This window comes from Pseudomonas sp. B21-047, from assembly GCF_024748775.1.
Classification (GTDB): domain Bacteria; phylum Pseudomonadota; class Gammaproteobacteria; order Pseudomonadales; family Pseudomonadaceae; genus Aquipseudomonas; species Aquipseudomonas capeferrum.
In genome coordinates this window covers 625,435-649,549 of the sequence record NZ_CP087169.1, presented here as the reverse complement: position 1 = coordinate 649,549, position 24,115 = coordinate 625,435, and the positions used below count along the sequence as shown (strand labels likewise).

General features: G+C 65.0%; 15 protein-coding genes and 1 pseudogene. 8 read left to right on the top strand and 8 right to left on the bottom strand.

Going from position 1 to position 24,115, the window contains the following annotated elements:
- Window position 1 precedes the first annotated feature (1 nt).
- A complete protein-coding gene (gene pbpC, locus LOY26_RS02935) occupies window positions 2-2,356 on the bottom strand; it encodes a peptidoglycan glycosyltransferase PbpC (RefSeq protein ID WP_186660685.1) in 2,355 nt (784 codons plus the stop codon).
- Between the two features lie 77 nt (window positions 2,357-2,433).
- Between pbpC and LOY26_RS02930 the strand changes: the two genes are divergently transcribed.
- Window positions 2,434-2,727 carry a hypothetical protein gene (locus LOY26_RS02930; RefSeq protein ID WP_033703383.1) on the top strand — a complete coding sequence of 98 codons (294 nt, stop codon included), beginning with the start codon at window positions 2,434-2,436 and terminating at the stop codon, window positions 2,725-2,727.
- A gap of 200 nt (window positions 2,728-2,927) precedes the next feature.
- On the opposite strand, the gene LOY26_RS02925 is transcribed toward LOY26_RS02930, so the two are convergent.
- On the bottom strand, window positions 2,928-7,838 hold the full coding sequence (locus LOY26_RS02925) for an alpha-2-macroglobulin (protein WP_258714379.1): 4,911 nt from the start codon (window positions 7,836-7,838) through the stop codon (window positions 2,928-2,930).
- Window positions 7,839-8,004: 166 nt separating this feature from the next.
- On the opposite strand from LOY26_RS02925, the gene LOY26_RS02920 reads away from it, so the two are divergent.
- The gene (locus LOY26_RS02920) at window positions 8,005-9,342 is read left to right on the top strand and encodes an MATE family efflux transporter (RefSeq protein WP_258714378.1); all 1,338 of its coding nucleotides are present in this window, start codon (window positions 8,005-8,007) and stop codon (window positions 9,340-9,342) included.
- Window positions 9,343-9,429: 87 nt separating this feature from the next.
- Here the strand turns inward: LOY26_RS02920 and LOY26_RS02915 are convergent.
- From LOY26_RS02915 to LOY26_RS02895, 5 genes and pseudogenes are all read right to left on the bottom strand, one after another.
- Window positions 9,430-9,594: pseudogene (locus LOY26_RS02915) on the bottom strand (transposase); the annotation flags it as partial.
- Between the two features lie 91 nt (window positions 9,595-9,685).
- Window positions 9,686-11,599, bottom strand: a complete 1,914-nt coding sequence (gene speA / locus LOY26_RS02910; protein WP_033703387.1) for an arginine decarboxylase — start codon at window positions 11,597-11,599, stop codon at window positions 9,686-9,688.
- A gap of 152 nt (window positions 11,600-11,751) precedes the next feature.
- A complete protein-coding gene (locus tag LOY26_RS02905) occupies window positions 11,752-12,123 on the bottom strand; it encodes a translation initiation factor Sui1 (RefSeq protein WP_033703388.1) in 372 nt (123 codons plus the stop codon).
- Window positions 12,124-12,354: 231 nt separating this feature from the next.
- The gene (locus LOY26_RS02900) at window positions 12,355-12,888 is read right to left on the bottom strand and encodes an NUDIX hydrolase (RefSeq protein ID WP_033703390.1); all 534 of its coding nucleotides are present in this window, start codon (window positions 12,886-12,888) and stop codon (window positions 12,355-12,357) included.
- A 2-nt stretch (window positions 12,889-12,890) separates the two neighbouring features.
- Complete coding sequence (locus LOY26_RS02895) at window positions 12,891-13,958, bottom strand: DUF2333 family protein (RefSeq protein ID WP_033703391.1); 1,068 nt, start codon at window positions 13,956-13,958, stop codon at window positions 12,891-12,893.
- Window positions 13,959-14,207: 249 nt separating this feature from the next.
- On the opposite strand from LOY26_RS02895, the gene LOY26_RS02890 reads away from it, so the two are divergent.
- From LOY26_RS02890 to accC, 6 genes are all read left to right on the top strand, one after another.
- On the top strand, window positions 14,208-15,575 hold the full coding sequence (locus tag LOY26_RS02890; protein WP_186666318.1) for a diguanylate cyclase: 1,368 nt from the start codon (window positions 14,208-14,210) through the stop codon (window positions 15,573-15,575).
- 133 nt (window positions 15,576-15,708) lie between these two features.
- A complete protein-coding gene (locus LOY26_RS02885; protein ID WP_258714377.1) occupies window positions 15,709-17,670 on the top strand; it encodes a methyl-accepting chemotaxis protein in 1,962 nt (653 codons plus the stop codon).
- A 130-nt stretch (window positions 17,671-17,800) separates the two neighbouring features.
- Window positions 17,801-19,579, top strand: coding sequence for a protein-disulfide reductase DsbD (locus tag LOY26_RS02880; protein WP_186666307.1), 1,779 nt, complete (start codon window positions 17,801-17,803; stop codon window positions 19,577-19,579).
- A 179-nt stretch (window positions 19,580-19,758) separates the two neighbouring features.
- Window positions 19,759-20,211, top strand: coding sequence for a type II 3-dehydroquinate dehydratase (gene aroQ, locus LOY26_RS02875; RefSeq protein WP_258714376.1), 453 nt, complete (start codon window positions 19,759-19,761; stop codon window positions 20,209-20,211).
- 99 nt (window positions 20,212-20,310) lie between these two features.
- Window positions 20,311-20,772, top strand: coding sequence for an acetyl-CoA carboxylase biotin carboxyl carrier protein (accB, locus tag LOY26_RS02870; protein ID WP_033703397.1), 462 nt, complete (start codon window positions 20,311-20,313; stop codon window positions 20,770-20,772).
- Between the two features lie 17 nt (window positions 20,773-20,789).
- Window positions 20,790-22,145 (top strand): acetyl-CoA carboxylase biotin carboxylase subunit, encoded by a 1,356-nt coding sequence (gene accC / locus LOY26_RS02865; protein ID WP_033703398.1) that lies wholly within the window; start codon window positions 20,790-20,792, stop codon window positions 22,143-22,145.
- Window positions 22,146-22,260: 115 nt separating this feature from the next.
- Here accC and LOY26_RS02860 read toward each other — a convergent pair whose 3' ends face one another.
- A complete protein-coding gene (locus LOY26_RS02860; protein WP_258714375.1) occupies window positions 22,261-24,114 on the bottom strand; it encodes a sigma-54-dependent Fis family transcriptional regulator in 1,854 nt (617 codons plus the stop codon).
- Between the last annotated feature and the right edge of the window lies 1 nt (window position 24,115).

Here is a 24,115-nt window from a genome sequence, read left to right as displayed (position 1 = left end):
GCTACTCGCTGACCTGAAACGCCACCCGCGCGGTCTCGCCACTTTCATCCAGCGCGCTGAGCTCGATCTGCCCAGCGCGGTCGAAGCGCACCAGCAGGCTGTCCTGGCCCAGGGTCTCGCCCAACGGCTGGCCATTGAGGAACCACCAGCGCCGGCCACCCCCGCCAAGGGCAGAAACGTGCAACTGCAACGGCTCGCTGCTGGTTGCCGGGCGGCGCAGGTTGTCACCTGGGCGTACACCGACGATTGAAAGAGGTGGCGCAGTCGCCGGCGCCTGCGGTGGGCAGGTCGGGTCGACTGCCGGCAAGCGCGCCGCACGCCGTTCGACGCGGGGAAGCCACGGCTCCAGCGGCGCAGGCCAGAGGGCGATGTCACGTACCTTGGCCCCCAGGCAGCTGCCATCGACGCGCTGCCCTTGCGCATTGACCCAGACGCGCTCGCGCAAGCCCATCCCCAGCGGTTGGTCGGCTGCCTGCAAGGTCGGCGGTGTGGTGCCGTCGAGGGTCCAGGCAAAACGCTGGCGACGGCAGTTGGGGTCTTGCCGATTCATCGGCTGGCCCAGCGGCCAGCAGATGGCTGCCACGCCGATGGTATCGGGCACCTGCTCGACCGGCACGCGGATACCGCGCTGGGCGTCGCGGTTGCTCAGCAGGTCATGCACCTGAAGCATCAACGGCGCCGCCGAGGCCAGGCCGAACTGCCCAGGTACTGGCGTGCCGTCAGGGCGGCCGATCCAGACACCGATCAGGTAGCGCGGCCCGACGCCGATCGACCAGGCATCACGGAAGCCATAGCTGGTACCGGTCTTCCAGGCCAATTGCGGGCGCTGCACCAGCTCGGCGTGCGGATCACGGTCCGGCCGCGCCTGGCCACTGAGAATACGCCGGATAATCCACGCCGCCCCTGGCGACAGCAGGCGCCGCTCCAGCAACGGCTCCTGGGGCTGCAGGCGGATGCGCGCACTGTTGCCGGCTCGGGCGAAGGCCGCATAGCCGCCGACCAGGTCTTCCAGGCGGCTGCCCGCACCGCCGAGGATCAGCGACAGGTTGGGCTCGGCCAGGGGCGGCAGCATCAGCGGCACGCCGGCCACACGCATCTGCGCCGCGAAGCGTTTCGGGCCATAGGCTTCCAGCAACTGCACCGCCGGCAGGTTGAGCGACAGGGCCAAGGCGGAACTGGCCGACACCGGCCCGCTGAAACCCATGGAGAAGTTGCCAGGCCGATAATCGCCGTAGCGCCTGGGCACATCCTGCAGCAGCGATTCGGAGTGGATAAGCCCGTCGTCCAGCGCCATGCCGTAAAGGAACGGTTTGAGCGTCGAGCCGGGCGAGCGCAAGGCGCGCACCATGTCGACATGGCCGTAGCGTCGCTCATCGGCCAGGTCGATCGACCCCAGGTAAGCGCGCACCGCCATGGTCTGTGCATCCACCACCAGAATCGCCGCCGACGTGCGCTCCGGCAGGCGTGCCCGCCAGCCTAGCAGCAGGTCTTCGAGGCGCCTTTGCAGGGCCGCGTCGAGTGTGGTGCGAATCAGTGGCGGGCTACCGGCGGTGTTCAGCCGTCGCGCCAGCAACGGCGCCAGGGCCGGCTCTTGCCGCGGCGCCAGCAGTAAGGGCTCTTCGGCGGCCTCCTTGAGCTGCTGGGCGGGCCAGACCTGGTACTCGGCCAGCCGTTGCAGCACCTTGTCGCGCGCACGCTGGGCACGTTCGGGATGGCGGTCCGGGCGCAGGCGGCTGGGTGCCTGGGGCAGCACCGCAAGCAGCGCCGCCTCGGCAGGTGTCAGGTGCTTGGGCGACTTGCCCAAATATGCCCAACTGGCAGCCGCCACCCCCTGCAGGGTGCCGCCAAAGGGCGCGCGGTCGAGGTAGATCTGCAGGATTTCGCGCTTCGACAGGTGCCACTCCAGCTGCGCCGTACGCCATAACTGGCGCAGCTTGCCGGCCAAGGTGCGGTCATGCGGGTCGAGCAGGCGCGCCACCTGCATCGACAACGTACTGCCGCCCGACACCACGCGCCCGCCGCGCAGGTTCAGCCAGGCCGCGCGGGCCAGGGCCAGCGGGTTGACCCCTGGGTGGCGATAGAACCAGCGATCCTCGTAGGTCAGCAGTGCCTGCAAGTACAGCGGCGAGACCTCATCCGGGCTGACCGGATAGCGCCACACGCCCTCGGCGTCGGCAAAGCGCCACAATGGCGTGCCGTCTTCGGCCAGCACCACCCGCGCCAGGTCGTCGCCTGGCATGGGCAGCGGCCAGATACGGTCAGCCAGCCACAGCAGGCCGACAGCCAGCACCAGGGTGATGACACCGGCACGGGCAATTCTGCCCGCTCGCGTGCGCGGCCGCGCTAAGCTTGGCATCGGGAACCGACTTGGCCAACTGATGGCCAAAGGCTTGGAAACGGCAAACTCGCCGACGTGTCGATCAGGAAGCAACTATGCATGTAGAAGGTTTTTTCGAGTGGCTGGGCCAGGCACTGGGTTCGTTGATCCGAGTTATCGTCGACGCATTGAGCGGGCTGTTCAACCTGCTGGCCAATGCCGGGGGCAATTTCATCGATGGCCTGGCGCGCACGCTGGGCATGGACACCTCGCTGGTCAGCATCCTTGCCCTGGTGGTTGGCCTGATGCTGCTGTACTCGGCCATCCGTGCCTTCATGCGGGCGTCGATCATCCTCGGGATCATCTGGCTGGTGCTGGGGTTGTGGGTGATGAGCTGGGTGATTCACTGAGGCCCTGCCGCCCCTCGCTTTGATGTGTTTTTTGGGTGTGGGTGTGGGTGTGTGTGTAGGAGCGGCCTTGCGTCGCGAAAGGGCCGCGGAGCGGCCCCAGGATTTCGGCGTTAACTTTGATATCGCTGGGGCCGCGCTGCGGCCCTTTCGCGACGCAAGGCCGCTCCTACAACAACCCAAGCACGCGGGGCAGCAGTGGCTTAGCGGGCGTTGACGGTCATCTCGCCCTGCCCATCGCCCACAGCCTGCAGGTTCGGCCGGTACATCGACTCGACCTGCGGCGGCGGCACCCGATAGGTGCCCGGCGTTACCGCCCGTGCCAGGTACAGCAGGTGCGTGGTGGCATAGCCATCGAGTTTGAGCGCGGCCACATAACGGTCATCACGGTACTCCTGATGCACCACGCTGGCATTCTGCATCGACTCACGCCACTCCTTTACCGCGCTGCTGGCGTTGTCCAGGCTGGCGGCGCTCTGTGCCAGGTTCTGGTTTTCCAGCTCCAGCCCCGCCGGCAGCAAGTCGACCACCAACGCATCCGGCACACGCTCTTTGGCCTTGAGCGCCAGGTGCACCAACACCAGGTCGCCACTGCGCAGGTTGTGCAGGTCCAGTGGTTGGCCGTTCATGCCCAGGTACTCGCGACGAATCTCCATGCCATTGCCGCCAGCCGCTGGCGCCTGGCGTGGGTAGCCAGAGAGGGTCAGCTGCTGGTAGAGCGTCTCGCTGCCTTGGTTTTGCACCGTCAACGGCGAAGCCAGCAACGGGCCTTCGAGCTTGAGGCCCGACGCTGCGTTGTCGAGCTCGCGGATTTCGCCTGCGCTGTCCAGCCGCGCCTGCCACTTGCCCTCCGGCTTGCCGAGCAAACCACGGCCGGCAAGGAACAGCGCGTTGCGTTCCTGAGTCGACAGCCAGCGGTTGGCCGCCAGCTCGTCAGACAGCGCGAACAAGCGTTGGTCGACCTGGTTGCTGGCCAGGTTGCTTTCTTGCAACAGCGCCAGGATCAACGCTTGGTCACGCAGGGTGCTGCCGTAGTCAGCCATCCAGCCCTTGCTGCGGCTGATGCCCAACCCGGCTTGCAAGGCCTGCTCGGCGCGTGGCTTGTCGCCCATCTTGTCCAGCGCCACGGCCAGTTGCACCAGCGGTAGACCCGAGCGGGCGTCGGCGCGGCGTTCGAACAGCCCGCGCAAGGCGCCCAGCGGTGCCTGCTGGTTGCGCGACAAGACCAGCGCAGCATAGGCCTGCACGGCGAAGCGGGTATGGTCGGCGCTCTCGCTGTAGTCGACCTCGATCAGGTTGCGTTCCTGCAGGTAGCGCAGCAGGCGTTCGTTGGCTTTCTTCAGCGCTTCGGCCGGCACGCCGTAGCCCTGGTCACGGGCACGCAGCAGGAAGTCGGTGACATAGGCGGTCAACCAGTACTCCTCCTCGCTGTCCGAGCTCCACAGGCCAAAGCTGCCGTTGTAACGCTGCATGCCCAGCAGGTGCTCGATGCCCATCTCGATCTTGCGTTTGCGCACATCGGCCGGCTCGCCCTTGATACCCAGGCGCTTGAGGCTTTCGGCATCGGCGTACAGCGACGGGTACAGGCCGCTGGTGGTCTGCTCAAGGCAACCATACGGGTAGGCTTCGAGGGCGCGGATCTGTTCGGCCAGGTTCAGCGGCGGCCGGCTCGACACCACCAGGCTGGCTTCAAGGCCCGCCGGTTCGAAGGCCGCCAGGTCAGCCTCGGGCAACGCCCATGGCTGGTCCTTCAGCGCCACCCGGTAGTGCTTGAGCATTGCCGGGTAGGCCGGGCGAACGCCCAAGGTCCACTCACGCTCGAAGGCCGTTGCCGGCTCGTTCGGCAATTGCAGGCCATTGACGCGCACCTTCACCTTACCCTGGCCCAGACCACCCTGGGCCTGCACCGGGATCATCAGCGTGGAGCGCTGGCCTTCAGCTAGGGCAACGCTGTGCACAGCGCTGGTGGCCAGGCTCAACTGGCCTTCGGTGCTGATTTCGACATTCAGTTGCTGGGCTTGGCCGGACAGGTTGGCCAGGTCCAGCGCCAGGCTGGTGCGGTCGCCGCCGGCGAGGAAGCGCGGCGCCGAGAGTTCGGCGATCAACGGCGCGGCGACCACCGTCTTGCCCTCGGCCATGCCGAAGTGATCCTCGGTCCACGCCTGGGCCATCAGCCGCAGCTCGCCGTTGAAGTCGGGGATATCGACTGTGGCCTGGCCTTCGCCTTTCTCGTCCAGGGTGACCGGCAGGCTCTGCTGCGCGACGATGGTCACCGTGGTGTTGGGGCGTTTGCCACCCTTGGCCATGGCGGCGTCACCGCCGAATGCCAGGCTGGCCAGACGGCCCTGGCCGGCTTCGATCAACTGGCCGTAGATGTCCAGTTGGTCAGCGCCATAGGCCTTGCGACCGAACAGGCTGGCGAACGGGTCGGGGGTCTTGAAGTCGGTGATGTTGAGGATGCCCACGTCAACCGCAGACAACAGCACATGCAACTGCTGCCCCGCAGCGGGTGCACTGCCATCGGCCTTGGCCACCTTGAACTTCACCGTCAGCGGCTGCTTGGGGCGCATTTTTTCCGGTGCTTGCAGGCTGACCGCGAGCTTGCGCTCGGCCCGGTCCAGCGGCAGGTGCAGCACGCCCACGGCGCGTTTAGGCGTGGCATTGGCCTTGCGCTCGCCGGGGCGAATTACCAGGGCGCTGATGTACAAGTCGTGGCGTGCCCATTGCTTGTCCAGTTGCACGTCGAAGGTCTTGCCCTCGGCCGGCACGTCGATTTCCTGCCACCACAGCGGGCCATCGCTGGACTCGATCATCAGGTAGCCGCTGCCGCCTGCCGGCGGCGTTACCGTGACCTTGGCCGAGGCACCATCGGCGTAGGAGGGTTTGTCCAGGGCCAGCTTGACCTGGTCCGGGCGCACCGCGCCGCCTTCGGCGTTGTCCTGGGCGCGGTAGCCGGCCCAGAAGCGCTCGCTGGAGACCAGGCCGGTTTCCGGGTCTTCGACTTCGACCCGGTAAGGGCCCCACTCGACCTGGAACGACAATTTGGCGGTCGAGCCGGCCTTGACGCTGACGGTCTGCTCGCTCTGGGTGAGGAATTTCTCGTTGAAGTTGTAGCTCCAGCCGTCGCTCTGCGAGTAGTTCCAGTAGTAGTCACGGCGTTCGCGAATCAGCCGCACCTTGAGGTCGTTGGCCGCAAGCTTCTTGCCGTCACGGTCGGCGACCAGGAACTCGAATTCCACCGGGCCGTCACTGTCGGTCTCCTCACCCTCGAACAGCCCGCGCAGGCCAGGCAAGCGCTCGGCCGGCCAGATCGGCTGTTCCAGGCGACGGGTGATCGGCCTGCCACCGGACTCCTGCAGGCTCGCCTGCACGGTCAGTTGCAGCGGCGAGCGGGCTTCGGCCCAGCGGCTTTCGATATCGACCACCGCCTTGCCGGCCTGGTCGAGGGTGACCTCGTCCAGCTCCAGGTCCTGGTTCAGCTCGGTTTCGGTGACCGAGCCGAACTGGTAACCCGGCAGCGCCGGCACTGCTTCGCGCAACGGGCGCACGTAGGCCTGGCCACTCAGGCGATTACCTGCGGCAGGCGCGCCGTAGAGGTAGCGCCCATCGACCTGGATGTGCGCGTCCTGATCAGGCGCAAGCGGCGTGCTGCTGCCTTTGAGCTCCAGCGCCAGGCGCTCGGGGAGGAAGTCTTCGACAAGAAACTCGTAGACCTGCTTGCGCCCGCCCCCCAAGTCGAGCAGCAATTGCCAGCGACCGGTCGGTGCTTCGCTGGCCAGTTGCAACTGGTACTGGTACAGGCCATTGCCATCGGCCTCCCAGACAAACTTGCGGCTGACCTGCTCATCGGGGCGGCGTACTTCCACGCTGACGGGCTGGGCCTTGACCGGCTTGCCATCCTGATCGCGCAGCAGGCCGTTGAGCAGCACGGTCTCGCCCGGGCGATACAGGTCGCGTGGGCCGAAGATGAACAGTTGCAAAGGGTTGGCCTGAGGGCCGGTGATGTCGAATTCGGCCAGGTCCAACGCTGCGGTGTTCAGGCGCAGCAAGGTGGTGTGCACGCCCTGGGTGGCAATCAAGGTATCGGCCTTGGGCGTGATCGGCAGCTGGGCGTGGCCTTCGCCATCGGTCTTGGCCTGGGCCAACAGCTTGCCCTTCTCATCGTGTATCTCAAGGTTGACGTCTTTCATCGCCTTGCCCCCTTCCAGGGCCTGGGCGAACACGTCGAGGCGGTCGCGGAAGCGGTGCGCAGAGACGCCGATGTCGCTGAGGCTGAACAGGGTGGCCGGCTGCGAATAATCGTAAGTGCCAGAAGCACGCATCACCGCCAGGTACACACCCGGCGCCTGCAGCGGCTTGATCCCGGCGATCGGCAGCAATACGGTTTCGCGGGTGTTGCGCGCCGGGTTGAGGTCGAAACGGCCACTGTAGACCAGCTCGGCCATGGCCAGGGTTTCTTTGGACTGGTAGGAATACAGGCTGCTGTTGCGCCCCCAGTTGACCAGGAAGGTCGACAGCATCTCGGGCTTCACGCGGAAGAATTCGACATCGACCTTGTCGACGTTGAGGGCGATCACCGGCAGGCCTTCGGCCAGGCGCGTGGGCAGCAGCGAGCCGCGGCTGGCAAAGCCGATGGTCGGCTGCATGTCGCGGGTTTCCAGGCGGGTCACCGACTCGCTGTCGAGCTGCTGGCCGTTGACCGCCAGCAGGCCTTTGTCGACGGTCAGCACCAGCTTGCGCTGCGGCTCGAGGTGGCGCAGGCGCAGCTCCATCTGGTTGTCGGAGAGTTCCCAGGCACCATCGACCTTGCCTTTGACAGTGTCGACCAGGTGCAGCTTGGCGGCAAAGTCCTGTTTGGCATCCAGCGGCGCCGAGAAGCTGATCGACAACGTGCTGGCGCCATCGAGCTGCACTTCCGAGACATCCAGCACCGTCAGCGCGCGGCCCTCGTAGCGCTTGGCGAGCACGGCGGGGTCTTCGCGCTTGGCCGGTTGCACCTCGGCGGGCGTGGTGGCTGCCGGTTTCTCGGCCGGCGCCGGTTTGTCCGGCGCAGATGAGTCACAAGCACTGAGCAACGCCAGCGCGCAGGCCAGCAACAATCCTTTGTTGAACATGGTGTGGGAACTCTTTGGCAGCGTGTACGTGAGGGCAGCAACTATAGCGCAACGCCGGGCGCATCACCCGAGGTCGAGCGCCAGGTGAGACCGCGTTCGCGCGCATTGGTTGCCTGGCCGGTACACTGTGGCCTGCAAACGCAGCCCCCATGACCTTAGGACACCGATGAGCTCCCTCACCACCGACTGGCGCGACCGCCCTACCCACCGCAAGGTCTGGGGCCTGGCCGCACCGATGATCCTCTCCAATATCTCGGTACCGCTGGTGGCGCTGGTCGACAGCACCGTCATTGGCCACCTGCCCCATGCCCATCAGCTGGGCGCAGTGGCGGTGGGCGCCACCCTGTTCACCTTCATGGTCGGCCTGATGGGCTTTCTGCGCATGGGCTCTACCGGCTTCGCAGCCCAGGCTGCCGGCCGCGGCGACGGCGCAGCATTGCGCCAGGTGCTGGTGCAAGGGCTGCTGCTGGCCGTGGGCTTTGCCGTGATCATCGGCCTGCTGGCGCTGCCCTTCAGCCAGCTTGCACTTCATGCGATGCAGCCCAGCGCGGCGTTGCAGCAATCCACCGAAGATTTCTTCCACACTCGCCTGTTCGGGCTGCCTGCTGCATTGGCCAGCTACGCGCTGGTCGGCTGGTTCCTGGGCACCCAGAATGCCAGGGCGCCGCTGGCCATTCTGCTGACGACCAACCTGCTGAACATCGTGCTCAACCTGTGGTTCGTACTCGGCCTGGACTGGGGGGTGCTGGGTTCGGCGCGGGCGTCGGTGATCGCCGAATGGAGCGCCGCGCTGCTGGGGCTGGCCCTGACCCGCCCGGCCCTGCGCGCCTACCCTGGGCACATCGCCTGGGCGGCGTTGAAGCGCTGGCAGGCATGGCGGCCACTGCTGGCCGTCAACCGCGATATCTTCCTGCGCAGCCTGGCCTTGCAGCTGGTGTTTCTGTTGATCACCGTGCAAGGCGCACGCCTGGGTGAAGCGACGGTGGCCGCCAACGCATTGTTGCTCAATGGCCTGCTGCTGACCGCCTACGCCCTCGATGGCCTGGCCCATGCTGTCGAGGCCTTGTGCGGGCACGCCATTGGTGCGCGCGACCACACCAGCCTACGCCGCGCGTTGGTCGTGGCGTGTGAGTGGTCGCTGATCACCAGCGTCGGGTTTGCCGTGTTGTTCCTGCTGGGGGGGCATCTGTTCATCGACCTGCAGACCGATATCGACAGCGTGCGGGCGGCGGCTTATCCGTACCTGCCGTATCTGGCGGTGCTGCCATTGGTGGCGGTGTGGAGTTACTTGCTGGACGGGCTGTTCATCGGCGCCACGCGGGCCAGGGAAATGCGCAATGCGATGCTGATTTCGGTGGTGCTTGCGCTGCCGGTGGCGTGGGGCATGAGCGGGTTTGGCAACCATGGGTTGTGGCTGGCGTTTCTTGGCTTCATGGCGCTGCGGGCGGTGACGCTGGGGTGGGTTGGGTGGCGGTTGCAGCAAAAGGGGTTGTGGATTCGGTAGTGCCGAGGCCGCTCCTATAGAGGTTATGCGATGCCTGTAGGAGCGGCCTTGCGTCGCGAAATGAGGGCGCAGCCCTCACCTGCTGACCTACAGCCACACACAATCCCAATGTGAGTACTCGCCAGCACGCTGCACCAGACCGGCACGAATGGGATTGGCGACGATGTAACGCGCTGCGGCTTTTACATCATCTTCTTTGCGTAGTGCCCGATCATGGTAACCCCGTTGCCAGCTATGCCGACGTTCTGCACCCAGCCAATGTCAGCAGGTAAAGACCGGGGGTGACCTCGGTGAGGGCTTCGCCCTCATTTCGCGACGCAAGGCCGCCAAGCGGCCCCAACGATCACGAAGACAAGTACGAAGAGCGGGTCAACCCAAGGCGCAAGGCATCAAGGTACTGGGTCCGCTCACGCGCGCTGATCTTCGCGCTGGCCACCTTGTCGCGGTAGTGAGTCATCAACTCCTCCGGCGACAAGTGCACGTAACGCAGCATGTCTTCGATGGTGTCGTGGGTCTCGATACCGGCGTGGTACACGCTGCCATCGGCGTTCTGGTAGATGTTCACCGAGTCGGTGTCACCAAACAAGTTGTGCATGTCGCCCAGGATCTCCTGGTAGGCGCCGACCAGGAACACGCCCAGCAGGTAGTCCTCACCCTCATTGAGCGCATGCACCGGCATGCTGGTCTCGATGCTCTGCTCGTCGACGTACTGGTTGATCTTGCCGTCGGAGTCACAGGTCAGGTCTTGCAGCACCGCACGACGCAGCGGCTCCTCATTCAGACGATGCAGCGGGATGATCGGCAGCACCTGGCCGATGGCCCAGGTGTCCGGCAGGCTCTGGAACACCGAGAAGTTGCAGATGTACTTGTCGGCCAGCTTGTCGTTGAGCTCGTCCAGCACCTGACGGTGCGAACGCTGGCGTGCCTTCAGCGAGTTGTGCAGGCGACGGCACACGGCGAAGTAGCACTGCTCGGCCAGGGCCTTCTCGGCCAGGCTGATCTTGCCATCGGCATACTGCGCCGCCACGTCACCCATGTAGTGGGTGGCGCGCCAGTAAGTCTCGGTGACCATCTCGATGTCGGTCGGGCCGAGCAGGTCGGCCAGCCACTGCACGGTCTGCGGCAGGGCCTCTTTGTTCTCGATGGTCGGCACGTCGTCGTTGTGTTTCTCGACGTCGGTCACCTGGATCACCAGCATGGCGTGGTGCGCGGTCAGCGAACGGCCGCTCTCGGAGAAGATGTGCGGGTGCGGCAGGCCCTGCGCGTCGCAGAACTCCTTGAGCATGCCCACCACCACGCCGGCGTAGTCATCCATGTCGTAGTTGATGGAACTGGCATTGCGCGAGTGGGTGCCGTCGTAGTCCACACCCAGGCCACCGCCGACGTCGATGTGATCGACCGGCAGGCCCAACGCACGCAGCTCGCCGTAGTAACGGATGGCTTCCTTGAAGCCGTGCTGGTAGTCGGCCAGGTTGGCGATCTGCGAGCCCATGTGGAAGTGCAGCAGGCGGATGCCCTGGTCCAGGCCGGCATCGCGGAAGCGTTGCACCACCGAAATCAGCTGGGCGGCAGACAACCCGAACTTGGACTTCTCGCCACCGGTGTCCGCCCACTTGCTCGAAGCCAGCGAAGACAGGCGCACACGCAAGCCCACCTGCGGCTTCACCTTCAGCTCGGCGGCCTCCTCGATCACCAGGGCGACCTCGGACTCCTTCTCGATGACGATGAACACGTTGTGGCCCAGCTTCTGGCCCATCAGCGCCAAGCGAATGAACTCGCGGTCCTTGTAACCGTTGCAGACGATGGTGCCGCCCTTCGGCGCCAGCGCCAGCACCGCCAGCAGCTCAGGCTTGGAGCCGGCCTCAAGGCCGATCGAGACATTCTGGGTGGCGATGATGTTTTCCACCACCGCTTCCTGCTGGTTGACCTTGATCGGGTACAGCGCGGTGTACTGGCTCTGGTACTCCAGGCGCGCGATGTTGGCGTCGAACGCACCGGTCAGCTGGCGTACGCGGTCTTGCAGGATATCGGGGAAGCGCACCAGCAACGGCAACGACAGGCCGCTCTGGCGCAGCTCGTCGACCTGCTCGAACAGGTCGATCGGCGCGCTCTGGGGGCCATTGGGGCGCACTTCGACGCGCCCGGCTTCATTGATGGCGAAATAACCAGCGCCCCAATGGCGGATGCCGTAAACACTGCGGCTGTCGGCCACGGTCCATTGGCTACCATCGTCTTTGCGTGTGCGTCGTACGGACATTCAAGTCCCCTATAGATAAGTCGAAGACACTGCCCCAACAAAAGGGCCGGCGCAGTGTAAAAGCTGAAAATGACGGTTCGTCCGGTTCAGGGGTAGACCCTGCCAACAGGAACGAGTTTAGAAAGCACTGGGCAAAAAATCGCGCGCTGGCCTCAGCCGCCGGACTTTTTAGCTTTGAAACCCTGTTTGGTCAGCTCGCCGATCAACAGCTCGACATGGTCGCCCTGAATCTCGATAACCCCGTCCTTCAAGGCGCCACCAGTACCGCAGCGGCGCTTGAGCGTGGTGGCCAGCTCCTTGAGCTGATCGAGGGGCAGCGGCACGCCGGTGACAGTGGTCACGGTCTTGCCACCGCGGCCTTTGCTTTCACGGCGCACACGGGCAGTACCATCCCCCTCGGGGACGACTTGCTGCTTGCAGGTGCAGGCATCCACCGGCTGGCCACAGTCGGGGCAGTGCCGACCGGCATCGGTGGAGTAAACGAGACCGCCAAGGGCGGCGAAGGAAGAAGCTTTCTTGGCCACTTTTGTTCCTCTGTGCTGAGGACAAAAACTGGTCGGCGGGAGCCGACCGCGAAGCCCCACTCTGGCAGGGGCGGCGCTACTGCCGCAAGATCCTGCGGCAGCCCGAAAAGGGCGCGCAGTGTAACGATAAATCGGGGGCTTGTGTAGGAGCGGGTTTACCCGCGAACAAGGGCGTAGCCCTTGCCATGAAACGCAGGTGTCTGGGACGGCCTCTTGCGGCTAAACCCGCACCTACAGACTGGCTCTATACCGCTGCAACGCCGCCAACGAGTCCGGGCAATACGGCATGCCCAGGCTTTCTGCCTGGGCCTGCTCCAGGCTGATGAACCGCGCCTCGCTCACCTCCTCCGGCTGCAAGCGCAAAGGCGCATCGGACACCGCCGAATACACCGCACACCACAAGCGGTTATCAGGCTGGTCGAAGTAGAAGCGCTCATGAAAGCGCAACGCAACGCCATCGACACCCAGCTCTTCGGCCAATTCCCGGGCTGCCGATTCGGCATACCCCTCGCCCGCCGTCACCATGCCGCCTGCAGCTACATCCCAGTACCCAGGGTACAGCGCCTTGCTCAAAGTACGCCGGTGCACGCACAACTCACCGGCGCCATTGAACAGCAAGATGAACGTGCAACGGCCGATCAGGCCGCGCTCACGCAGCTCAGCCCTGGGCAGGGCACCCAGTACCTGATCGGCCTCGTCGACCCAGGCGACCAGCTCACGGTCGGAAGCCGCCCGGTGGGCGGCCTCCTTGGTGCTGATGACCACGATCAGCCCTGCGACAGCAGCTGACGCAGGTCGATGACCGCAGCGTTGGCGCGGGAGATGTAGTTGGCCATGACCAGCGAGTGGTTGGCCCACATGCCGAAGCCGCTGCCATTCAGCACCATCGGGCTCCACAGCGCTTCCTGCGAGGCTTCCAGCTCACGGATGATCTGGCGCACGCTAACGGTGGCGTTCTTCTTCGCCAGCACGTCGGCGAAGTCGACCTCGATGGCACGCAGCAGGTGCGACAGCGCCCAGGCTTGACCACGGGCCTCATAGAACACGTTGTCGATCTGCAGCCATGGGGTTTCGACCACCTCCTCGTCAACCTGCGGCGCCTGGCCAGGTTGCACCGACTCGGTCTTCAGGGTGGTGTTGAGCTTGACCCGGCCAACGCTGGCCGAAAGGCGCTGCGACAGCGAACCCAGGCGGGTGGCCACATCGCCCAGCCAGTTATTCAGGTTGTCGGCACGGGTGTAGAAGATCGCGCCTTTGTCGCCAGCGGCGAGGCGGGTCTGGTAGCGGTTGAGCGACTTGATGCCTTCTTCGAATTCCGACTCGCTCGACGGCAGGATCCAGCTCTTGTTGTCGAAGTTGAAGCGCGGCTCGGCCTTGGCCAGGTCGGCGTCTTCGGTGGACTGCGACTGCGAACGGGCGAAGTCCTTGCGCAGGGCACGGGACAGGTCGCGGACCTGAACCAGCACGCCGTATTCCCAGCTCGGCATGTTGTCCATCCACAGCCCCGGCGGGAAGCGGTCGTTGGAGATGTAACCGCCCGGCTTGTTCAGCAGGGTACCGGCGACAGTCTTGAGGGTTTCGATGGTGGTGTAGCCGACCACCATCTGCTGGCCATTGCGCTCGGCCGCGGTCTGGGCGTTCTGCTGCACCGGGAACAGCTCCGGCTCCTGGCTCCAGTACCAACCCAGGCCGATGCAGACCAACAGGTACAGGCCGATCAGGGTACCCAGAGCACGGCTCCAGAGCCCGCCCAGGTAGCTACGGGCGGCGGCGCCACGGCCATCAACACGCTCGCGGGGTTCGGCTTTGGCCTCGCGGTTTTTCCAGTCCAGCATGGCATTGTCCTTAATCAGTCTCGACGGTTCAGGGGCTTTGACCACAGGCGTGCGCCAGGGTGCCACGGCAAGCCCGCGTCGCTGCACTATAAAGCAGACACTGCCGTACGCATAAGCGACCAGTGGGTCTGTAACTGAATATTCGTTCTAAACCCTTTGTTGATGGAGGGCACTCACCCAAAGGTAAAGAGCTGCTAGCATAGAGCCATCATCGAACCTGCATACCACCCACCCAAAAGTAGCCAGGACATGAGCCAAGCAGTCGATCCGAGCCAGCAGTGCCCCGCCCAGCACCTGTCGCGTACCGGCCTGCGCAAGGATGACCCGCTCAACCAGGTGCCGCTGCCCCTGCGCAAGCCGGTGTACATCCTTTTGCAGGACCACGAGCGTGCCCAGCGCCTGGCCCAACAGCTGGAGTTCTTCGGCCTTGGCGTGCAGCCCCTGTTCAGTGCCGATGCCTTCCACGCATCGCTCAGTGAATGCCCGCCTTCGGCCATCGTCATGGACGTGGACTTCACCGGTAGCGGCCAGGGCCTGCTCCTGGCAGCCCAAGCTCAGGCCCAGGCTCAGCAGGGTTTGCCGCAGCCCATTCCGCTGCTGTTCTTCAGCCATCACGAAACCGATACCCCTACCCGCCTGGCGGCGGTGCGCGCCGGCGGCAAGGAGTTCCTCACCGGCACGCTGGAAGCCTCCAGCCTGCTGGAAAAGGTCGAACTGCTGACCAGCGCGACCCCGCACGACCCGTTGCGGGTATTGATCATCGACGACTCGCGCACCCAGGCCCTGCACACCGAGCGCGTGCTCGCCAGCGCGGGCATGATCACCCGCAGCCTGACCGACCCGATCCGCACCATGGCGGAACTGGCCGACTTCCAGCCCGACCTGATCATCCTCGACCTGTACATGCCGGCCTGCACCGGCCCGGAGCTGGCCAAGGTGATCCGCCACAATGACCGCTACGTCAGTGTGCCGATCATCTACCTGTCGGCCGAGGACGACCTGGACAAGCAGCTCGATGCCATGAGCGAGGGCGGCGATGACTTCCTGACCAAGCCGTTTCGCTCGCGCCACCTGATCACCACCGTGCGCAACCGCGCCGCCCGAGCCCGCCACCTCAAGTCACGCATGGTCCGCGACAGCCTAACCGGGCTGTACAACCACACCCACATCCTGCAATTGCTCGAAGACTGCAGCTACCGCGCCCGGCGCGAGCAGCAGCCGCTGAGCTTCGCCATGCTCGATATCGACCGTTTCAAGCAGATCAACGACCGCCACGGGCACCCGATGGGCGACCGGGTGATCAAGAGCCTGGCACTGTTCCTCAAGCAACGGCTGCGCAAGACCGATTTCATTGGCCGGTATGGTGGCGAAGAGTTCGCCATCGTCATGCCCAATACCGCACTGGATGCCGCGCACAAGGTGCTGGACGAGATCCGGCGGCGGTTTGCCGAAATTCTTTATCCGGCGCAGCCGCGTGACCTGAACTGCACGTTCAGCGCAGGCGTGGTGCAACTGGACGATGAGCTGGATGCGCTGACCATGGCCAGTGCGGCTGACGAGGCGTTGTACCGGGCCAAGCATGCGGGGCGTAACTGCGTGGTGCGGGTCGAACCCTAGGCCTTTGCAGGGGCCGATAAAGGCCAAATGCCATCTATTTCTCACAGCGAGCCCCAGCCGTCATCACTGCGTAACAAAACCGCAATAACTTCAGGCGCTTACTTCTCCCACTCCCCGCAGGAAGTTCGCGGCTATGCGCCTGAAGTGGCTGACCAATTTCAACACCCTGTTGCTGGTGACCGTCTGCATCGCCCTGGGCGCGACCCTGTGGTGGTCGCAGCGTGCCCTGGAGCGCCCCTATCAGATGATGGAGCGCTACCTGGGCCTGTCCCAGCAGTTCCAGAACCAGGCTGCGCGCAACATCCAGGCCTACCTGGGCAGCGGTGACGCCTTGCGCCACGCCGCCGCCATGGAGGCCAACCAGCAGTTGCAAGCGGCTTTGGCCGAATGGCCCGAGGCGTTGGCCGGCACACTGCGCCCCAGCCTCGACAGCCTGCAGGCCTTTACCGCCGACGAACTGCTGGCGGCCGGCAAGCTGGCCGGTGACCCGCAAGCGCTGCTGTTGCAGGCCGAGCGCGAACTGGGGGCCAACTTCGAACAGTTGGCCGGCTACGCCCGGGACAGCAGCAGTGCCGAGGCCGACCGCTACCTGCTGCCGCTACTCGACGCCACCGTGCACCTCGGGCGCCTGTCGCTGGCCCGCGACAAGCTGGTCAGCAGTGGCCGCCCTGAACTGGCCGATGAAGTGGAGCGCGAACTGCAACTGATCCGCGCCCAGGCCCAGGCCATCGACAGCCTGCCGTTGCTTGGCGTGACCCGAGCGGCCGAGTCCAATGCCGACGATTTCGCCGCCATGATGGGCCTGCAGACCCAAGCCAGCGAGCAGCAGGAAGACATCGCCGTCGGCCTCAAGCGCGAACTGCTAAGCCTGCTCAATCGCTACCCGGCCGAACTGCAACGCACCCGCGAGCAGATCGAACGCCGCGCCGCCCTGGCCGCCAGCGCGGGCCAGCGCCTGGAAGCGGTGCAACAGGCCATCGCCGGGCTGGAGCCGCAGGTCCGCGGCGAGCATGCCCGGATCGCCGCCGAAGTGCGTATCAGCCAAGGCCTGATGATCGGCCTGATCCTGCTGATCGCCCTGCTCATCGACACCCTGCAGCGGCACTTGGCGCGAACCCTGACCAGCCTGGCTCCGGCCCTGTCGCAATGGGCCGAGGGCGATTTCGCCGAACCCATCGCCCTGGGCAAGACCAACCGCGAGCTGCACGACATACAGGAATCGCTCAACCGCCTGCGCCAGTACCTCGTGGCCCTGGTCGGCACCCTGCGCCACAACGCCGAGCAGGTGGCCGGCAGCAGCCACGCCCTGGCCGGCATGAGTGCCGCCCTGCACGACGGGGCCGAGCGCCAGGCCGGCGATACGGGGCAGATCCGCGACGCGCTCGCTGAACTGGAGGCCACCATCCAGCAAGTGGCCGGCGATGCCAGCGCCGCCGCCGACGCCAGCCATGATGCGGGGCGTGCGGTGGAACGCGGCCAGGCGGTGATCGGCCAGAGCTTGTCCGGTTTGCGTGAACTGGTCGACGAGGTGCAGGGCAATGCCCGCATGATCGAACAGTTGGCCGAAGAGTCTGCCACCATTGGTGGTGTGTTGACGGTGATTCGCTCGATTGCCGAGCAGACCAACCTGCTGGCCCTCAACGCCGCGATCGAAGCTGCGCGCGCCGGCGAAATGGGCCGCGGCTTTGCCGTGGTGGCTGACGAAGTGCGCTCCCTGGCACAACGCACCACCGGTGCGACGGGCGAGATCCAGGCGCTGATCGACCGCTTGCAGCAGGCGGCCAAGGGCTCGGTGGCGGGCATGCGGGCGCAACTCGAACATGCCGAGGCCACTGCCAGCCAGGCCCAGGCCGCTGACGGCGCGCTGGACGAAATTGTCCGCGCCATTGGCACCATTGCCGATACCGCAGTGCGCATTGCCGATGTCACGGCTCAGCAGAGCGGCGCGGTGAGCGAGATTCGCGACCATAGCGAGCGGATTCATGCGTTGGGTGAGGACAATTTGCAGCGCATTGGCGAGGGGCGCGAGCAAGGCGAGCAATTGCTGAACCTGGGCAGCGAGCTGAGCACGGCTGTGCGTGCGTTCAGGGTCTGATCGTCTGCCTGTGGGGCCGGTACAGGCGATACAAGCAACAGCGGCCATGTGTCGCTCGCCCAGACGCCACACGCCAAATCCAGACCAACTCCGTTATCATGCCCAGCACGTTCCACCTCGCGAGTCCGCCATGCGCCGCCTGTTTCTCCTGCTGTTCCTGCTGCTGGCCAGCCCTGCCTTCGCTACGGGCCTGCTCGACAACCGCCCAAGCGCCACCCTCGGCGCCGCTTCCTTGTCCAACGCCGCAGATTTCCTGCCCGTTCACGAAGCATTCAAGCTCAGCCTGATCCAGGCCGACGCCCAGCACATCAAACTGCGCTTCGTCGCCACCGACGGCTACTACCTATACCGCCACCGTTTCCAGTTCCGCACGGAACCGGCCGACGTGGCCCTGGGCACGCCCAACATCCCCAAGGGCGAAGCCAAGCACGACGAATTCTTCGGTGACGTCGAGGTGTATCACGGCGTGCTCGACATCGAACTACCCCGCACCGATTCACGCGCGTTCACCCTGTTGGTGGGTTACCAGGGGTGCGCCGACAAGGGCCTGTGCTACCCGCCGGAAACCGAGCGCCTGAGCATCGACGGCGAAGGCGGTGCCGCCGCTGTTGCGCCGGCGGCCGGTGAACAGGGCTGGAACTGGAAATCGCTGTTGCTGTTCTTCATCGCCGGCGTCGGCCTGACCTTCACCCCCTGCGTACTGCCGATGCTGCCGATTCTCTCGGGCGTGGTCCTGCGCGGCCAGGTCGGTGGGCTGCGCGGGCTGGCGCTGTCACTGGCGTACATCCTGCCGATGGCGGTCAGCTTCGCGGCACTGGGCGCGCTGATGGGCCTGTTCGGTGCCGGCCTCAACCTGCAGGCGCGCCTGCAGTCGGCTTGGCTGCTGGTGCCCTTCGCGCTGTTTTTCGTGGTGTTCGCCCTGGCCATGTTCGGCCTGTTCGAGCTCAAGCTGCCGCAAGCCTTGAGCAACCGCCTCGACAACGTCGCCAGCCGCACCAAGGGTGGCTCGTTGCTCGGCGCAGCGGTGCTGGGCGTACTTTCCAGCCTGCTGGTGTCGCCCTGTGTGTCGGCACCGCTGGCCGGTGCCCTGCTCTATATCAGCGCCAGTGGTGATGCCTTGGGCGGTGCGCTCAAGCTGTTCGCCCTGGGCCTTGGCATGGGTGCGCCGCTGCTGCTGGTGGCCACCGGCGGCGCGGCCTGGCTGCCGAAGAGCGGCCCGTGGCTGAACACGGTGAAAAACGCCATCGGTGTGCTGCTGCTGGGCCTGGCCATCGGCCTGCTCAGCCGCGTACTGCCCGGGCCGCTGACCTTGCTGCTGGTCGGCTTCCTGGCCGGCGGTGTGGCGGTGTTCCTCGGCGCCGTGGAGTTCGTTATCAAAACCCCGCGCCAGCGCCTGGCACAACTGCTGGGCCTGGCCTTGCTGGTGTACGCCCTGGCCTGCTGGTACGGGGCGCTCAATGGCCAGGGCGACCCGCTGCGCCCCTTGCCGGCGCCCGGCGTGGCTGCTGGCAGTGCTGGCCCTACCGCCCCCGCGGATGCCTGGCAGACCATCACTACCCCCGCCGCGCTGGACGCCGCCCTGGCCCAGGCCAAGGCCGCCGGCCAGCCGGTGCTGCTCGACTGGTACGCCGACTGGTGCATCAGCTGCAAGGTGATCGAGCACGAAGTGCTCAACGCCGCGCAGGTCCAAGCGCAGCTGGGCGCGTTCAAGCTGCTGCGCTTCGACATCACCGACAGCAATGCCGAGCAGCGCACCCTGCTCGATCGCTACCAACTGTTCGGCCCGCCCGCGCTGCTGTTCTTTGCAGCGAACGGCAGCGAAATGACCAGCGATCGGGTCATTGGCGAGATAAACGCCGGCGATTTTGCCGAGGTTCTGGCGCGCGTGCGCGGCAAACTCGGTCTATAACTTCCGGCGGGCCGCAGAAAATCCTCTGCACAGTGACCGGATTTAATCATCCGGTCACATACTTCGCGCGAATCTCGGACATCGTGCTGGCTATTGCCGGGAACTGGACACTTGCCGTCGCTTTGCGGCACACTCGCCGCGCTGTGTCGAATTGCCCTACAAATCCAAGGAATCCGCAGATGGCTACGCTACTGGTGCTTCACGGCCCCAACCTCAACCTGCTCGGTACCCGCGAGCCGGGCCACTACGGCGCCGTGACCCTGGCCCAGATCAACCAGGACCTGGAGCAACGTGCCCGCGCCGCAGGCCACCATCTGCAATACCTGCAGAGCAATGCCGAATACGAACTGATCGACCGTATTCACGCCGCACGCAACGAGGGTGTGGACTTCATCCTGATCAATCCGGCTGCTTTCACCCACACAAGTGTCGCATTACGTGACGCATTGCTTGCGGTGAGCATCCCATTCATCGAAGTGCACCTGTCCAACGTGCACAAACGCGAATCGTTCCGCCACCACTCCTACTTTTCCGATGTGGCCGTAGGGGTGATTTGCGGCCTGGGCGCCAGCGGTTATCGCATGGCCCTGGAGTCCGCGCTGGAACAACTGGCTGCCAACGCACAGCCCTGATGACAGAGACCCTGGCCTAAGTGGGCCGGGGTTTGAGAGAAACGTTCTAGACACGTTTTCAATTACGCCCCCTGACCGAACCTTGGGAGTTGATGATTAATGGATATCCGTAAAGTCAAGAAACTGATCGAACTGCTGGAAGAGTCTGGCATCGACGAACTGGAGATCAAGGAAGGCGAAGAGTCGGTCCGTATCAGCCGTCACAGCAAGACCCCAGCAGCTCAGCAGTTCTACGCACCGGCCCCGATGGCTGCCGCACCTGTAGCTGCCCCGGCCGCTGCCGCTGCTGCTGCCCCGGTCGCCGAAGCCGCTGCCCCGGCCCTGAAAGGCACCGTGGTGCGTTCGCCGATGGTTGGTACCTTCTACCGCAAACCATCGCCAACCTCGCCGAACTTCGCTGAAGTTGGCCAGTCGGTGAAAAAGGGCGACACCCTGTGCATCGTCGAAGCCATGAAGATGATGAACCACATCGAAGCCGAGTTCGGCGGTGTCATCGACGCCATCCTGGTAGAAGACGGCCAGCCGGTTGAGTTTGACCAGCCGCTGTTCACCATCGTTTGAACCGCGGAGAGCCAACGATGTCTGCGAAGCTCGAAAAAGTCCTGATCGCCAACCGCGGGGAAATTGCCCTGCGGATCCTGCGTGCCTGCAAAGAGCTGGGCATCAAGACCGTCGCCGTGCACTCCACGGCTGACCGCGAACTGATGCACCTGGGTCTTGCAGACGAGTCGGTCTGCATCGGTCCTGCGCCCTCCAAAGGTTCCTACCTGCACATCCCGGCGATCATCGCTGCCGCCGAAGTCACCGGCGCCACCGCGATCCACCCGGGCTACGGCTTCCTGGCTGAAAACGCCGACTTTGCCGAGCAGGTAGAAAAATCCGGTTTCGCCTTCATCGGCCCGAAAGCCGACACCATTCGCCTGATGGGCGACAAGGTTTCGGCCAAGGACGCGATGATCAAGTCGGGCGTTCCGACCGTACCGGGCTCTGATGGCCCGCTGCCGGAAGACGAAGAAGTCGCCCTGGCAATCGCCCGTGACGTCGGCTACCCGGTGATCATCAAGGCCGCCGGTGGCGGTGGTGGTCGCGGCATGCGTGTGGTGCACAAGGAAGAGGACCTGATTTCCTCGGCCAAGCTGACCCGTACCGAAGCCGGTGCTGCGTTTGGCAACCCGATGGTCTACCTGGAGAAGTTCCTGACCAACCCACGTCACGTGGAAGTTCAGGTACTGTCCGACGGCCAGGGCAACGCCATCCACCTGGGCGACCGTGACTGCTCGCTGCAGCGCCGTCACCAGAAGGTACTGGAAGAAGCGCCGGCACCGGGCATCGACGAGAAGGCCCGTCAGGAAGTCTTCAAGCGTTGCGTCGATGCGTGCATCGAAATCGGCTACCGCGGTGCGGGTACTTTCGAGTTCCTGTACGAGAACGGCAACTTCTACTTCATCGAGATGAACACCCGCGTACAGGTTGAGCATCCGGTGTCGGAAATGGTCACTGGCATCGACATCGTCAAGGAGATGCTGAGCATCGCCGCTGGCAACAAGCTGTCGTTCCGCCAGGAAGACGTGGTGATCCGTGGTCACTCCCTGGAGTGCCGGATCAACGCCGAAGACCCGAAGAAGTTCATCCCGAGCCCAGGCACGGTCAAGCACTTCCACGCACCGGGTGGCAACGGCGTTCGCGTCGATTCGCACCTGTACAGCGGTTATTCGGTTCCACCGAACTACGACTCGCTGATCGGCAAGCTGATCACCTACGGCAAGGACCGCGAAGAAGCCATGGCGCGCATGCGCAATGCGCTGGACGAGATCGTCGTCGACGGCATCAAGACCAACATCCCACTGCACCGCGACCTGGTGCGTGATGAAGGTTTCTGCAAAGGCGGCGTCAACATTCATTACCTCGAGCACAAACTGGCTAGCCAGGAGTGATTGTGTAGTGTGATGTGATGAAAACCCCGGACTTGTTCCGGGGTTTTTTATTGGCTGCAGGAAGTAGGTGATGCTGATAGGTGCATGCCTTGAGGGGTGTGTTGCCTATGAGATCTCACCCTTTCATCCGCGGCATCTCGATACGATGCTCATGCACCCGCCGATACAACGTCGCCCGCGAAATCCCCAACGCCCGCGCCGCATCCGCCGGCTTCCAGCGATGCCGGATCAAGGCATCGAGCAACAGCTGCCGCGCCGGGCTGGAAAGGCCACGGTCGCCAGAGGGCAACGCATCGCCACGCACCTCCTGCGGCAAATCCTCAAGCGTGACCCAGCCGCCTTCACTCACCGCACAGGCATAGCGCAACACCTGGCGAAGCTGGCGCAAGTTGCCCGGCCAGCGATACAGCAACAGCGCCTGCAATGCATCATCCGCCAGCATCACCTCGACACCGCACGCCTCCGCTTCCTCGGCCAACAACTGATGAACCAACCCCAACCGGTCCTCCCGATCCCGCAGCGGCGGTAACTCGAACCTGGCGTTGGCCAGGCGGAAATACAGGTCCTCGCGAAAACGCCCATCCGCCACCATCGCCGCCAGATCCCGGTGCGTCGCGCAGATCACCTGGATATCCACCCGCTCACGCCGCGCAGCCCCCAGTGGCGCCACCTCGCCCTCGGCCAGCACGCGCAGCAGGCGGGTCTGCAGATTCAGCGGCATGTCGCCGATCTCGTCGAGGAACAACGTGCCGCCATCAGCCTGCTGCAAAAGCCCCTGCATGCCTTTGCTGGAAGCCCCGGTGAACGCCCCGGCCACATAGCCGAACAGCTCGCTCTCGATCAGGCTCTCGGGGATGGCTGCGCAGTTCAGCGTGACGAAGGGCCCTTCACGCCGCAGGCTTTGCTGGTGCAACTGACGGGCGAAAACCTCTTTGCCGGCGCCTGTCTCACCCTGCACCAGCACCGCCAGGTTGCAGTCCTTGACCCGCGTGGCCAGGCGCAAGTGCTGCTCGATGCGCGCATCCTGCGTCTGGCGCAACCGCTGCGCTTGCGGGCGCCGTTGCGGTGCGCTGACCCGGCCATACAGCTCGCCCCAGCCAGGCAGGCGTTGCGCCGAGGCCTCGTTGATGCAGCGCAGTTGGCCCGGGTCGAACAATTCGCCGATATGCTCGGGCAAGCGGCCCAGGCGCTCCACCAGCCGCTGGCGGGCCAGGCTGTTGAGCGCCTGCAGACGGCCGTCGGCATCCCAGGCCAGCAGGTAATCCGGCTGGCTCTCGACGTAGCCCGGTGTGCCATGCGCACGCATGACCCAATGGCCCTGGGCGCTGTGCATGAAAAACGCGTTTTCGATCTCGCGCGCAGTCTGCTCGACCAACTGCCGGATCAGGTGCTGGCTGCGGCGATCATCCGGGGACTGCAAGGCGGACACATCCACCACGCCAAGCAGCTCGCCGAGCGGGTCGAACACCGGCGCCGCGGTGCAGGTCAGGCCGATGAAGGCGGCGCGAAAGTGATCGCGCTTGTGCACCGTGACCGGCGCCTTGCTGGTCAGCACCGCCGCCACCCCACAGGTGCCCTCCTCGCCCTCCGACCAGCACGTGCCGAGGTACAGCCCGGCCTTGCGGCAGTCGTTGCGGATGGCCGACTCAACCCGGTAATCGATGGTCTGCCCTTGGGCATCGGTAAGCAGTACGCAATAGTCGGCGCCGCGCACCCGTTCATGCAGCCGCGCCACCGCATCGCTGGCGATGCGCAAGAACAGCTCGGCGCGTTCGCGGCATTCGTTGAGCAGGCTTTGGGAAAGGATACGTGGCCCCTGCTGCGAGCCTGGATCGAGGCGATACAGGTCCATGGAGCGGCGCCAGGAGTCGAGGATCAGCGGCGGCACCGGCGCCTGGGGCAGGCGATCGGCGTTTTTCAGCACCCGGCTGACGCAGTCGACATGGGCTCGGGAGTTCGCGGCAAGCATT

Coding starts and splice junctions, on each gene's coding strand:
- LOY26_RS02890 (WP_186666318.1), top strand. CDS start 14,208: ATGAGCCAAGCAGTCGATCCGAGCCAGCAGTGCCCCGCCCAGCACCTG.
- LOY26_RS02880 (WP_186666307.1), top strand. CDS start 17,801: ATGCGCCGCCTGTTTCTCCTGCTGTTCCTGCTGCTGGCCAGCCCTGCC.
- aroQ (WP_258714376.1), top strand. CDS start 19,759: ATGGCTACGCTACTGGTGCTTCACGGCCCCAACCTCAACCTGCTCGGT.
- LOY26_RS02925 (WP_258714379.1), bottom strand. CDS start 7,838: ATGTTCAACAAAGGATTGTTGCTGGCCTGCGCGCTGGCGTTGCTCAGT.
- accB (WP_033703397.1), top strand. CDS start 20,311: ATGGATATCCGTAAAGTCAAGAAACTGATCGAACTGCTGGAAGAGTCT.
- LOY26_RS02930 (WP_033703383.1), top strand. CDS start 2,434: ATGCATGTAGAAGGTTTTTTCGAGTGGCTGGGCCAGGCACTGGGTTCG.
- speA (WP_033703387.1), bottom strand. CDS start 11,599: ATGTCCGTACGACGCACACGCAAAGACGATGGTAGCCAATGGACCGTG.
- pbpC (WP_186660685.1), bottom strand. CDS start 2,356: ATGCCAAGCTTAGCGCGGCCGCGCACGCGAGCGGGCAGAATTGCCCGT.
- LOY26_RS02895 (WP_033703391.1), bottom strand. CDS start 13,958: ATGCTGGACTGGAAAAACCGCGAGGCCAAAGCCGAACCCCGCGAGCGT.
- LOY26_RS02885 (WP_258714377.1), top strand. CDS start 15,709: ATGCGCCTGAAGTGGCTGACCAATTTCAACACCCTGTTGCTGGTGACC.
- LOY26_RS02860 (WP_258714375.1), bottom strand. CDS start 24,114: ATGCTTGCCGCGAACTCCCGAGCCCATGTCGACTGCGTCAGCCGGGTG.
- LOY26_RS02920 (WP_258714378.1), top strand. CDS start 8,005: ATGAGCTCCCTCACCACCGACTGGCGCGACCGCCCTACCCACCGCAAG.
- accC (WP_033703398.1), top strand. CDS start 20,790: ATGTCTGCGAAGCTCGAAAAAGTCCTGATCGCCAACCGCGGGGAAATT.